General features: G+C 65.1%; 9 protein-coding genes. 5 read left to right on the forward strand and 4 right to left on the reverse strand.

Translation table 11 applies throughout. The features are described 5' to 3' along the window. Positions 1-351: 351 nt before the first annotated feature. Complete coding sequence (gene groL / locus RE429_RS18465; protein WP_414474246.1) at positions 352-1,998, reverse strand: chaperonin GroEL; 1,647 nt, start codon at positions 1,996-1,998, stop codon at positions 352-354. Positions 1,999-2,256: 258 nt separating this feature from the next. Here groL and RE429_RS18470 point away from each other — a divergent pair, with 258 nt between their 5' ends. Continuing rightward, on the forward strand, positions 2,257-2,622 hold the full coding sequence (locus RE429_RS18470; protein ID WP_414472130.1) for a hypothetical protein: 366 nt from the start codon (positions 2,257-2,259) through the stop codon (positions 2,620-2,622). A gap of 73 nt (positions 2,623-2,695) precedes the next feature. Here RE429_RS18470 and RE429_RS18475 read toward each other — a convergent pair whose 3' ends face one another. Next, entirely contained in the window at positions 2,696-4,540 is a 1,845-nt protein-coding gene (locus RE429_RS18475; protein WP_414472131.1) for an ABC transporter ATP-binding protein, read from the reverse strand. Positions 4,541-4,830: 290 nt separating this feature from the next. Here RE429_RS18475 and RE429_RS18480 point away from each other — a divergent pair, with 290 nt between their 5' ends. From RE429_RS18480 to htpG, 4 genes are all read left to right on the forward strand, one after another. Then, positions 4,831-5,328 carry a cupin domain-containing protein gene (locus RE429_RS18480; protein ID WP_414472133.1) on the forward strand — a complete coding sequence of 166 codons (498 nt, stop codon included), beginning with the start codon at positions 4,831-4,833 and terminating at the stop codon, positions 5,326-5,328. Between the two features lie 125 nt (positions 5,329-5,453). Further along, positions 5,454-6,947: a carboxypeptidase M32 gene (locus tag RE429_RS18485; RefSeq protein ID WP_414472134.1), complete on the forward strand. Its 1,494-nt coding sequence runs from the start codon at positions 5,454-5,456 to the stop codon at positions 6,945-6,947. 101 nt (positions 6,948-7,048) lie between these two features. Beyond that, positions 7,049-7,837 carry a phosphodiester glycosidase family protein gene (locus RE429_RS18490; protein ID WP_414472135.1) on the forward strand — a complete coding sequence of 263 codons (789 nt, stop codon included), beginning with the start codon at positions 7,049-7,051 and terminating at the stop codon, positions 7,835-7,837. Between the two features lie 73 nt (positions 7,838-7,910). Continuing rightward, positions 7,911-9,803, forward strand: coding sequence for a molecular chaperone HtpG (htpG, locus tag RE429_RS18495; protein ID WP_414472136.1), 1,893 nt, complete (start codon positions 7,911-7,913; stop codon positions 9,801-9,803). A gap of 81 nt (positions 9,804-9,884) precedes the next feature. Here htpG and RE429_RS18500 read toward each other — a convergent pair whose 3' ends face one another. Both RE429_RS18500 and repC read right to left on the reverse strand, forming a co-directional pair. Further along, entirely contained in the window at positions 9,885-10,925 is a 1,041-nt protein-coding gene (locus RE429_RS18500; RefSeq protein ID WP_414472137.1) for an LLM class flavin-dependent oxidoreductase, read from the reverse strand. A 131-nt stretch (positions 10,926-11,056) separates the two neighbouring features. Next, positions 11,057-12,367, reverse strand: coding sequence for a plasmid replication protein RepC (gene repC / locus RE429_RS18505; protein ID WP_414472138.1), 1,311 nt, complete (start codon positions 12,365-12,367; stop codon positions 11,057-11,059). Positions 12,368-12,420 lie beyond the last annotated feature (53 nt).

Consider the following 12,420-nt stretch of genomic DNA (forward strand, 5'->3'; position numbering starts at 1 on the left):
GTCGTTGTGGCGCTCCCATGGAGAACTTGGCTCATAGCGCATCCCTCCATTCCAAGGATAATATCGCACCATCAAACCCCGGGATCAAACATCCTAGCGGGCAGACCCCGAGAGCAATCTGCGGCACTTCCATCGGTTGACCGAGCGGCAACCCGTGTGATTGAGTTCGCATGCTGGCATGCTGCCATAGGCTAATCACCCCGATCAAAGTGCGCCTTCTTCGTCGGCGCAGGAGCCGGACGAGCAGCGCCTGAACAACCTGCTTGGAAACAGCACACGAGTGCTCTTCCTCCTGAAAACAAACGGGCCTCCGAAGAGGCCCGCCTCGTGCGCCGGCTGACCGCTCTTCGTTTAGAAGTCCATGCCACCCATGCCGCCACCCATGCCGCCCGGCATCGCGGGCGCGGTTTCCTTCTTCGGCAGCTCGGCCACCATGGCCTCGGTGGTGACGAGGAGGCCTGCCACGGAAGCGGCGTCCTGCAGAGCCGTGCGGACGACCTTCGCCGGATCGACGATCCCGGCTTGAAGCAAATCGACGAAGTCCTCCGTCTGGGCGTCGAAGCCGAACGTCTCGGACTTGGTGTTGTCGCTGATCTTGCCGACCACGATCGAGCCCTCGACGCCGGCGTTCTCGGCGATCTGGCGGATCGGAGCCTCAAGGGCGCGCAGCACGATGTTGATGCCCGCCTGAATGTCCGGGTTTTCGCTCTTCAATTTGGCAGCCGCAGCCTTGGCGCGCAGCAGAGCGGTGCCTCCGCCAGGCACGATGCCCTCCTCGACCGCCGCCTTGGTGGCGTGCAGGGCGTCGTCGACGCGGTCCTTCTTCTCCCTCACCTCGACCTCGGTCGCGCCGCCGACGCGGATCACCGCGACGCCGCCTGCGAGCTTGGCCAGGCGCTCCTGGAGCTTCTCACGGTCGTAGTCCGAGGTAGTCTCCTCGATCTGCGCCTTGATCTGGCCGACGCGGGCTTCGATGTCTTCCTTCTTGCCGGCGCCGTCGATGATCGTGGTGTTTTCCTTCTCCACCCGCACGGTCTTTGCCCGCCCCAGCATGTCCAACGTGACGTTCTCCAGCTTGATGCCGAGGTCTTCGGAGATCGTCTGGCCGGCGGTCAGGACGGCGATGTCCTCGAGCATGGCCTTGCGGCGGTCGCCGAAACCCGGAGCCTTGACGGCGGCGATCTTCAGGCCGCCCCGCAGCTTGTTCACGACCAATGTCGCAAGCGCTTCACCCTCGATATCCTCTGCGATGATGAGGAGTGGCTTGCCGGTCTGAACGACAGCCTCGAGGATCGGCAGCATGGCCTGGAGCGAGGAGAGTTTCTTCTCGTGGATCAGGATGTAGGGCTCCTCGAGCTCCGCGATCATCTTCTCGGCATTGGTGATGAAGTAGGGAGAAAGGTAGCCGCGGTCGAACTGCATGCCTTCCACGACATCGAGCTCGGTGGCCGCCGTCTTGGCCTCCTCGACCGTGATGACGCCCTCGTTGCCGACCTTCTGCATGGCTTCGGCCAGCATGCGGCCGACCTCGGCATCGCCGTTGGCCGAGATGGTGCCGATCTGGGCGATCTCCCCTGACGACGCAACCTTCTTGGCGCGGGCCTGGATGTCCTTGACGGCTTCAGCCACGGCCATGTCGATGCCGCGCTTGAGGTCCATCGGGTTCATGCCGGCGGCCACGGCCTTGGCGCCCTCGCGGACGATGGCCTGAGCCAGAACCGTCGCAGTCGTGGTACCGTCACCCGCCACGGTGCTGGTCTTGCTCGCGACTTCGCGCACCATCTGGGCGCCCATGTTCTCGAACTTGTCGGAGAGTTCGATTTCCTTCGCGACGGTGACGCCGTCCTTGGTGATGCGCGGCGCGCCGAAGGATTTCTCGATCACGACGTTGCGGCCCTTCGGGCCCAGCGTCACCTTCACCGCATTGGCCAAGATGTCGACGCCGCGCAGCATCTTCTCGCGGGCGCTTGCAGAGAATTTGACTTCCTTGGCAGCCATCATCGTTCCTCCTGTGCTGATTGTTCTCCGGACCGGCGCTCAAGTCGCACATAACGCGGGCGCCGGGGCCGATTTCGGCCTCGATGAGGCGGACGACCCGGCCGTGCAGCGGAAGAGCGGCCATGGGTGCCTCCTCGCGTTGTTCTTGGATAGGGAGCACTCGTCTTCGCCGGGCAGCCTAGTTGGCACTCGACATATGAGAGTGCCAATAGAAGATAGTCATGCTGCAGAGGGCCGCAAGCCCACCCTTAGGGATAGGTGGCGCTCAAGACGAACCCGACCTGCAGGAACAACGTTGAACCTGCAGAGGCTGCTTGGCCGTTCGGAGGTTCAGTCGTGTTGAGTTTTGAGGCCGTTGAAGAGGTCTGCGAAAGCACACAGACGACGCTCGTCATCCACCCGGCAATTCGCCGCGCGATCAAAGGATACGAGGAAAGCTTCTATGTCGGATTGCGCAGCTACCTGGCGGGAGAGGCCGATGGCGCGTACTTCCTTCCCCTCCACGAGGGTGGCTACGTGCGCCTCGTTTTCTCGAAGCGGGTCTCGTCCGGAGGACACAAGCTCCTCAGAATCGACCCGCTGACCAAGGAGGGGCTGGCGCGGATCAAAGCCTCCCTGGACTGACCAGGTTCGGCGCAACGGCACGACAGCGTCGGGTATGACATCGAACCCGCATCCGATGCTGTCAGTCGATATCTCAGCGATAGCCGGAGGCCTGCAGCTCGAACAGCTCGGCGTAACGCCCACCCGAGGCAACAAGCTGTTCGTGCGAACCATTCTCCACGACCTGTCCATTCTCCAGAACGAGGATGCGGTCCGCCATCCGCACGGTCGAGAACCGGTGCGAGATCAGAACCGCGGTCTTCCCCAGGCTGAGATCCCGGAACCGCTGGAAGACCTCGTATTCCGAGCGGGCGTCGAGAGCGGCGGTCGGCTCGTCCAGGATCAGCACCTCGGCATCCCGCATGTAGGCCCGCGCGATGGCGATCTTCTGCCATTCGCCCCCGGAGAGGTCCGCCCCCTCATGGAACCGCTTGCCGAGCGGATGGTCGTAGCCCCGGGGCAGGCGCTGGATGATGCGGTCGGCGAGACTGCGCTCCGCCGCCTGCCGGATCCGGGCGCGATCATCCGTCGCTTCGATATGGCCCGTCCCGATATTCTCGCCGGCCGTGAAATGAAACCGCACGAAATCCTGGAAGATCACGCCGATGTGGCGCCGCAGATCGGCCAGGTCGTATTCGCGCAGATCATGGCCGTCGAGAAGGATCCGTCCCTCCGTCGGGTCGTAGAGACGGGCCAGGAGCTTCACGATCGTGGTCTTGCCCGCTCCGTTCTCTCCGACGAGGGCCACGACCTCGCCGGCCCTCAGCGTCAGGCTCAGATGATGGACCGCCCAGCGATCCGAATCCGGATACCGGAAACCGACGTTCTCGAACACGATTCCCGACCGCAGCGACTGCGGGAACGGCCGCGGGTTCGGCGGCGATGCGATGCTCGGGCGCACATCGAAGAAGGAGAACAGATCCTCCAGGTACATCGCCTGCCCGGCAATCTGGGAGAACCCCAGAAGCAATCCCTCGAGCAGGCCGCGCAGGCGCAGGAAAGAGCCGGCCAGGAATGTCAGGTCGCCGAGGCTGAACTCGCCCTGGACGGTCCGCCACACGATCAGCGCATAGGCCAGGTAATAGGCGCATGACGCGAGCGCGGCGAAAAGCGTGCCCCATGCGGCCCGGCGGATCGCAAGCCCCCGGTTCTCCGCATACATCCGGTCCGCGAAGCCCCTGAAGCGCTCGACCAGGAAGGCGTTCAGCCCGAAGAGCTTGATCTCCTTCGCGGTTTCGACGCTCGAGCCGAGATAGCGGATGTAGTCGAGCTGGCGCCGTTCCGGCGTGCGGAAGTAATTGAGCCGATAGCCCTGGGCGTTGAAATGCACCTCGCCGACGAAGGCCGGCAAAAGCGCCAGGATGATCAGGACGATGAGCCATGGCGCATAGGCGAGCAGGCCGGCCGCGAGGGACAGGGCCGTGAGCACGTCCTGGACCTGCCCGAAGATCTGGGTCAACAGGGTGGTTCGACCGGTGACCTGCCGGCGGGCCCGCTCCAGCCGGTCCTGTTGATCGCTGCTTTCGAACTGCTCGAGATCGAGCGTCGTCGCATGCTCCATCAGGCGCACGCTGGCGAAGTTGCTGTAGCGCTCCGACAGGAGACTGTCGACAAGGGAACTGGCCCGCCCCAGGAGATCGGCCATGACGGCGAGGCCCAGCTCCAGAAGGAGCAGCCCTGCGAGGACATCAAGTCGTCCACTCCCGATCCAATCGCCGAGGCCTACGCCCGGTGAGGGGAGCCGGGTCTGGGCCACGACCTCGTCGATGATGAGCTTGCCGACATAGAGGACCAGAATAGGCAGGGCCGAGCGTGTCAGCCTCAGCCCGAAGCTCGCGAGCGTGAGCCCGGGGCTCGCCTGCCAGACCAGGCGGAACAGGGACGGGAGGTGACGCAAGGCGCCGATTCGCTCACGCAGGGAGCGGCGGGCGGGGAACATGGAAGCGATCATCCCCTTAAGATGGGAGCCCGAGGTCCTCTGGTCGAGCCAAGGTGCCCTGGTCGAGCCAAGAGAATGTCGGAGGAGAATGTCGGTGCCGGGTTACCCGCCTATCGGCATGGTCCATCGGGCCATGCAGGCGGCGCTGGACGGGTCTTCCGTCGCCTGGATGGAGCCTGTCACCGATGAGCGGTACGATGTACGGCCGGAGGCCCGAACCGGTCCCCTCCCCCGGCCTCCTTGCTCGCCATTCCGCAACGACCAAAGGCTAAACCGCCTCGGAGAGCGCCATGACAGACCACGACCATGACGGCCACCACGATTCGCACGAACACTGGAAGCACCACGGCGTCCAGGTGATCAAGGGCGACCGCCTCGATCCGAACACAGCCCAGACCCCGGGCATGTTTCGCCAGGCCGCGATCAATCACGCCCGGGTGGGCGCACAGAAGATCTGGGCGGGCACGGTATCGATCCAGCCGAATGCCAAGACCGGGGTGCACCACCACGGTGAACTGGAGAGCGTCATCTATGTGGTGCGGGGTAAGGCCCGCATGCGCTGGGGCGAGCGGCTGGAGTTCGTCGCGGAGGCCGGGCCGGGGGACTTCATCTATGTGCCGCCCTTCGTGCCCCATCAGGAAATCAACGCCAATCCCGACGAGCCCCTCGAATGTGTCCTGGTGCGCAGCGACAACGAGGCCGTGGTGGTGAACATCGCCGATGTGGATCCGGTCGAAAAGCCGGAAGAGGTTTACTGGGTTGACCCGATCCACAAGCATCCCGAATAGGAACGGGACGGCGGCTCGGAGACGGGCCCCCGTGGAGCCGTTGCTTGATCCGGGACGGCTGTGGGATCACTGTGCCCACCCACTCGACCGCAAGATCACTCCTCAAAGATGGAATTTTCGCCCCCATGGAAGCCTACAGGACGCTGGAAGAACGCTTTGCCCGCATCAGCGCGATCGAGGACGCGGTCGGGGTTCTGCAATGGGATGCCGAAACCCTGATGCCGCAAGGCGCCGCCGACAGCCGGTCCGACCAGCTCGCCACGCTCAAGGGCATCGCCCATGAACGTCTCACCGCACCCGACATGGCCGATCTCCTGGACAAGGCGAATCAGGACGGCGACCATCTCGACGCCTGGCAGAGCGCCAACCTGCGGGAGATGCGCCGGATCTACCTGCATGCCGCCGCAGTTCCGGCCGACCTCGTCGAGGCGAGTTCGAGGGCCGTCTCCCGGGCCGAGCTGGTGTGGCGCGAAGCGCGGCAGAACAGCGACTTCGCCCTGCTCCTGCCGCACCTGTCCCAGGTGCTCGCCTTCCAGCGGCAGATCGGCCAGGCCAAGGGCGAGGCCTTGGGATTGTCGCCGTACGATGCTCTCCTCGACAGCTACGACCCGGGTCTCCGGCAGGCTGCCATCGATCCCCTTTTCGCCGAGCTCGGCGCCGAGCTGCCGGACCTGATCCAGGAAGCGCAGGAACGCCAGCAGGGCCGCCCTGCCATCCAGCCGCTCGACGGCCCCTTCCCTGTCGATGATCAGCGACGCATCGGCGAGCGGTTGATGAAGGCGGCCGGGTTCGATTTCGACAGGGGGCGGCTCGATGTCAGCCTGCATCCGTTCTGCGGCGGATCCACGGGCGACGTCCGGATCACCACCCGCTACAGCGAGGCGAACTTCATGAGTGCGCTCATGGGGGTGCTGCATGAGACCGGTCACGCACTTTATGAGCAGGGCCGCCCGGAAGCGTGGCGCCGCCAGCCGGTCGGGCTGGCGCGCGGAATGAGCCTGCATGAAAGCCAATCGCTGCTGATCGAGATGCAGGCCTGCCGAAGCCGGGAGTTCGTCACCTACCTCTCTCCCCTCGTGCGGGAGACGTTCCAGGGAGAGGGGCCGGCCTGGAGCCCGGAGAACCTGCATCGGATTCTGACCAGGGTGGAGCCGGGCTTCATTCGGGTGGATGCGGACGAGATCACCTATCCGGCCCACATCCTGGTCCGCTGCACGCTCGAAAAGGCGCTGATCGCCGGCGACCTCCCGATCGAGGATCTTCCGTCCGCCTTCAACGAGAAGGTCAGACAATTCCTTGGCCTCACGGTGCCCGATGACAGCCTGGGCTGCCTGCAGGACATCCACTGGCCCGGCGGCGCATGGGGCTACTTCCCCACCTACACGCTCGGGGCCATGACCGCGGCCCAATTCTTCAGGGCGGCCTGCCGGGCGGATGCCGCCATCCTCCCGGGCCTGGCGAAAGGTGATTTCGCACCGTTGCGGACCTGGCTGCGCGCCAATGTCCATGCGAAGGGAAGCCTGACGACCACCGACCAATTGCTGGTTGCCGCAACCGGGCAGCCGCTGACGGCGGAGGTCTTCCGCGCTCACCTGCGGGAGCGCTACCTCGCGCCCTGACCCCTGTGCCCCATCTCCATTGATCCATGATGTCGCGGGACCAGGATCGATCTGCGGGCAAGGGGCAAGAACAAGCCGCGAGAAAAGGACCTCGGAGACGAATGAAGTCGATCGGTTTCAACCTGCGCCGCGCGGCGCGCCGAACCCTTATCCTGCTCTCAGGGGGCCTTGTTTTGCTCGGGCTGGTTGCCCAACAGGCAGCGGCGCAGCCCGGTCAGGATCCGTGCCGGCGGGTCCGTTTTGCGGACAGTGCCTTCGTGGTCTGCTCGGTGGATCTGCGCCGGTACGAGGTGAAGCTGTTCTGGCGCGGGCCGGATGGGAATGCGCTTGGCTCGTTCAGCCGGCTGAAAGCGACGCCGAACGGGGCGCGCCTGGCCTTTGCGATGAATGCGGGCATGTACCACGAAGATCGCTCGCCAGTGGGGCTTTACATCGAGAATGGCCAGGAGCTCAAGGCGGCCAACACCAGAAACGGGCCGGGAAATTTCCATCTCAAGCCCAACGGCGTCTTCTACGTCAAAGGTGATCGGGCCGGCGTGCTGGAGACGGACACCTATCTCAAGCGGAAGATCAGGCCGGATCACGCGACACAATCGGGCCCGATGCTCGTCATCGATGGACGCATTCATCCCAAGTTTTCCGAGCAGAGCACATCCTTGAAGATCCGCAACGGCGTCGGCGTGAAAGACCCGCACACGGTTGTGTTCGCGATTTCGGAAGATCCCGTCACGTTCAGCACCTTCGCCCGATTGTTCCGCGACCATTTGGGCTGCGCCAACGCGTTGTTCCTGGACGGCAGCATTTCCAGCCTCTACGCGCCCGCGCTGGAACGGATGGACTCGCTCCTGCCCATGGGCCCCATCGTCGGGGCTCTTCGGCGTCCGAGGTGACCCCGAGCCTTGAAATCTTGACCGTTCGCAGCCATCTCGTTGCCTGCCTGAGCAACAAGGTTCATCTCACGCCATGACGACTGCTGACACCAACCCCGTCCCTGAGAACCACACCTTCGAGGCCGATGTCGCCAAGCTGCTGCACCTGATGGTGCACTCGGTCTATTCCGACAAGGAGGTCTTCCTGCGCGAGCTGATCTCCAATGCGGCCGATGCCTGCGAGAAGCTGCGCTATGAGGCGATCTCCCACCCTGCCCTGCTCGGCGATGATCCCAAGGCGCGGATCACGTTGCGGATCGATGCCGACAACCGCCGCCTGACGGTTGAAGATAATGGCATCGGCATGAGCCGGGACGAGATGATCGAGGCGCTCGGCACCATCGCGCGCTCGGGCACCAAGGCCTTCATGGATCGGATCCAGGCCGCCTCGGGCGGCGAAGGGGCCCAGCTCATCGGCCAGTTCGGCGTCGGTTTCTACTCGGCCTTCATGGTGGCCGACCGGGTCGATGTGGTCTCGCGCCGGGCCGGCAGTGAGGAGGCGACCGTCTGGTCGTCCGACGGCCAGGGCTCCTATACGGTTGCGCCGGTCGCGCTGGATGAGGCCCCCTCCCGCGGCACCCGGGTCATCCTGCACCTGATGGAGGAGGCGAAGTCCTACACGGAGCGTTATCGGCTCGAGCACATCGTCAAGATGCAATCCGGCCATGTTCCCGTGCCGATCTCGATCATCGAGAAGCCCGGAGCGGAACCGCAGGAGGTCGCCGACGGCGCCGCCCTCTGGGTGAAACCGCGCTCCGAGATCAAGCCCGAGGATTACACCGATTTCTACCGCAGCGTGGCCGGCCAGTTCGACGAACCGGCCCTGACGGTGCATTTCCGGGCCGAGGGCCGCCACGAGTACACCGCTCTCGCCTTCGTGCCGGGCTCCACCCCGTTCGACCTGTTCGACCCCGACCGTCACGGGCGGATGAAGCTCTATGTGAAGCGTGTCTTCATCACCGACGAGGCCGAGCTCCTGCCGCGCTACCTGCGGTTCGTGCGCGGGCTCGTCGACTCGGCCGACCTGCCGCTCAACGTCTCGCGCGAGATGATCCAGGAGAGTCCGCTTCTGGCCGCGATCAAGAAGGGGGTGGCGAACCGGGTGCTCGGCGAACTCGAGAAGCTCGCGCAGAGCAACGGGGAAGCCTACGTCAAGGTGTGGGAGACCTTCGGTCCGGTGCTGAAGGAGGGGCTCTACGAAGATTTCGAGCGGCGCCCAACCCTGCTGGGCCTGGCCCGGTTCAAGACCACCGCGTCCGGTGGCGGGTGGCGCTCGCTCAAGGATTATGTCGGCGCCCTCAAGGAGAATCAGGCTGCGATCTACTATGTGACCGGAACAGATCTCGCCCGGCTCGAGGCCTCACCGCAGCTCGAAGGATTCCGGGCGCGCGGCATCGAGGTGCTGCTGCTGCCGGATGCGGTCGACAGCTTCTGGGTCACGGCGGGCGCCGACTACGAAGGCAAGCCGTTCAAGTCGGTCACCCAGGGCGCTGCGGATCTGGCGCAGATTCCCCTCGTCGAGCCCCGGGAGAATGCGGGTTCGCCGTCGACGGAAGCGGTGGCGGGGTTCATCCAATCCGTGAAGGCCACCCTCGGAGACGCCGTCGCCGACGTTCGCGCCTCCGAAAGGCTGACGGAAAGCGCCGTCTGCCTCGTGGCATCCGAGACCGGCATGGACCGCCAGCTCGAGCGGCTTCTGGCCCGCGCGGGTCAGCCGACCTCCGCCGTGAAACCCGTTCTGGAGATCAACCCGCGCCATGACCTCGTCGTGGCCCTGGCCGACCTCGGCGAGGATCAGCAGGCCCTGCGCGAAGACGCCGCTCACCTGCTGTTGGACGAAGCGCGGATCCTCGACGGGGAACTGCCGGCTGACGCGAAGGCATTCTCGCAGCGTCTTGCGCGCGTGATGCGGCGATGCATCCCTTAAGGCTCTCCCGGAGCGGCTTCCGGCATCCCGAGCATCGGGCGATCCCTCTGCCATGATCCGGAAAGCCGCCTCCGGGGCCTGTCACCCGGAGGCGAGCGCCTTGCGCACCTCCGGCGCAACCTTCGTCCCCAGGATTTCGATCGCTCGCATCAGCTTGCCGTGATCCATCACGCCGATGGCCATCTGGATCAGGAAGCGGTCGAACCGGAAGGTCTCGTGCGCAGCCAGGATCTTGTCCGTCACCTCTGCGGGGCTTCCGACGAACAATGCGCCGCGCGGCCCCCGGGCCGCGTCGAACTGCTGGCGGCTCGTGGGCGGCCAGCCGCGCTCCCGCCCGATCCGGTTCATCACGTCGGCCTGCGGCGCATAGAAGGTGTCGGCCGCCTCCTGGGTCGTGTCGGCCACGAAGCCGTGCACGTTGATGGACGTCTTCAGGGTTGCGGGATCCTGGCCGGAACGCTGGGCCGCCTGCCGGTAAAGGTCGAACAGGGGCGCAAAACGGGCGGGCTCGCCGCCGATGATGGCCAGCGCCAACGGCAGTCCGAGCACTCCCGCCCGCGCGACCGACTGGGGCGTCCCGCCCACCGCGATCCAGATCGGCAACGTGTCCTGACAGGGACGCGGGTAGACGCCACGATCCGCGATCGGCGACGTATGCTGCCCGCCGGGCCAGGTGATGCGCTCGCCTTCGTTGAGCCGCATGAGAAGCTGCAGCTTCTCGGCAAAGAGCGTGTCGTAATCGTCGAGCTCGTAGCCGAAGAGTGGAAACGACTCGATGAAGGAGCCGCGGCCGGCCATGATCTCGGCCCGCCCCTGGCTGAGATTGTCCAGGGTGGCGAACTGCTGGAACACGCGGATCGGATCGTCGGAACTGAGCACCGTCACGGCGCTCGTCAGGCGAATGTGCCTGGTCTGCGTCGCCGCAGCGGCCAGCGCGACAGCCGGAGCCGAGACCGCATAGTCGGGCCGGTGGTGCTCGCCGAGGCCGAACACGTCGAGCCCCGCCTGATCGGCGTGGACGATCTCCTCCACGAGGTTCCGCAAGCGCTCGGCCGGGCCGATCCGGCGTCCCGTCACGGGATCGGCGCCCACGTCACCGAAGGTGTAGAGTCCGATTTCCATCAGAATGGTCCTTCTGCAAAGGCCTCGGTTGCGCCATCATCCGATGCTCCCATTCTAGAGGAGCGCATCGTTCAAGCGAAAAACCGGGTCCACTTTTTCGCACGATGCGCTAGCATGATGCCGGCCGCCCCTCAAACGGCAACGCACCTGCTGGACTGCGCGATTGCGCCCTGCATGGAGATCCGGCTGGTGCCGATCCTCGCCCGATGGCGAGAGAGGTGATCGGCTCGCGGCTCGCGGCCGGGACGCGGTGCATCGCCTAGCCCACGCCCCAACCGGGCACTTCCATCCCGTTGAGCCTGCTTGTGCCTGCGCAAGGTCAGCAATTCGGCCTGCAGGTCGATCTCGGTGTTCTTGATCAGGCGCACCATCGACCGGAAATATCCTCCAGGATTTCGAATGCTGTTTTTACCGCTTCTGACATCGTCTTCGTGAAGCTGCAGGACAAAGATGACGGCCGTTGCAGCCCGGACGGCGCCGAGGTCCTCCACCGCTTCGGTCCAGGCGCTCGGGTGTGCCCCGAGGCAGGCGCGCAGGAACTGCCCTGCCGCGACGAGATCGGCCGTATCCCGGATCGGGTGAGCATAACCGGCGATCACGGGGCAGGCTTCGACCACCAGGGCCGGCAGCGGCAGATGAGGAGGAGGCGTGTTCGGGGCGCTTGGCTCAGCATCGTTCTGGTTACCGTTGTGACAAGTCTCACTGAAGGATTCTTTCTCTGCCTCAATGTGCCGGAATGTCGTGCCGTCACAGCTTGCTAAATAGAAGGCTTCTTCAGCGAGCTGCCTCATCTCGCTCCAGGCGTCGGCGAGCCCGGCCGGGAGCGAGCTCCCGGAGCGTTTCGGGGTGCGGGCTTTCAACACGTCGAGACGCTTCTCGAGATCGGTGCGGTCGATGGAGGAGCGGCACCGGGCAAGGGCACCCAGCGCCTCTTCCGTGGCGCGACGGCAGATCGTGATGTCGTCGAAGGAGCGTTTCAGGAGCTCTTTCATCTGCCGTTGCGCGGCGGTGGCGGCGGCCCATTCGTCTCGACGCGCAAAAAGCGGCGTCAGATCGAAGCCGAAGGCATCAACGATATGTCCTCTCTCGTCCCGGACGGCGTAGCGCTTGCCGTTCGGGGAGTCCTTCGGGAGCAGCAGCTGGAGTTCGGTCAGGGCGCGAACGGCATTGCGGATCGACCGCTCGGACAGGCCGGTGGCTGCCGTCAGCCGCTGGTTGGACGGCCAGACGAGCAGCCTGCCGATAGCGTGTTCGCCCCAGCAGACGACCAGCTGGCTCAAGACCAGTCGTTGCGGCGCGCTCAGGCAAAGCGCCTTCGCGGCGTCGCGAGCCGCCGCCGAGAGCTCTTTTCGCGTCACGGTTCGCCCGGATTCCAGGACGAACTTTCTCGCGGCCAGAGCGGCATGTCTCAGCCGCCGGCCTCCAGACGATGCAGGCTGCATCGTACCCTCCATGTTGAGGGCAAAGCGGGAGCGTTCACCGAATCCGATGTTCT

Origin of the sequence: Microvirga sp. M2 (genome assembly GCF_047497095.1) — a bacterium.
Classification (GTDB): Bacteria; Pseudomonadota; Alphaproteobacteria; order Rhizobiales; family Beijerinckiaceae; genus Microvirga.

What these genes read in the sequence shown, in the direction of transcription:
- htpG (WP_414472136.1), top strand. Translation starts at nt 7,911, where the DNA reads ATGACGACTGCTGACACCAACCCCGTCCCTGAGAACCACACCTTCGAG.
- RE429_RS18480 (WP_414472133.1), top strand. Translation starts at nt 4,831, where the DNA reads ATGACAGACCACGACCATGACGGCCACCACGATTCGCACGAACACTGG.
- RE429_RS18490 (WP_414472135.1), top strand. Translation starts at nt 7,049, where the DNA reads ATGAAGTCGATCGGTTTCAACCTGCGCCGCGCGGCGCGCCGAACCCTT.
- RE429_RS18500 (WP_414472137.1), bottom strand. Translation starts at nt 10,925, where the DNA reads ATGGAAATCGGACTCTACACCTTCGGTGACGTGGGCGCCGATCCCGTG.
- RE429_RS18475 (WP_414472131.1), bottom strand. Translation starts at nt 4,540, where the DNA reads ATGTTCCCCGCCCGCCGCTCCCTGCGTGAGCGAATCGGCGCCTTGCGT.
- repC (WP_414472138.1), bottom strand. Translation starts at nt 12,367, where the DNA reads ATGCAGCCTGCATCGTCTGGAGGCCGGCGGCTGAGACATGCCGCTCTG.
- RE429_RS18485 (WP_414472134.1), top strand. Translation starts at nt 5,454, where the DNA reads ATGGAAGCCTACAGGACGCTGGAAGAACGCTTTGCCCGCATCAGCGCG.
- groL (WP_414474246.1), bottom strand. Translation starts at nt 1,998, where the DNA reads ATGGCTGCCAAGGAAGTCAAATTCTCTGCAAGCGCCCGCGAGAAGATG.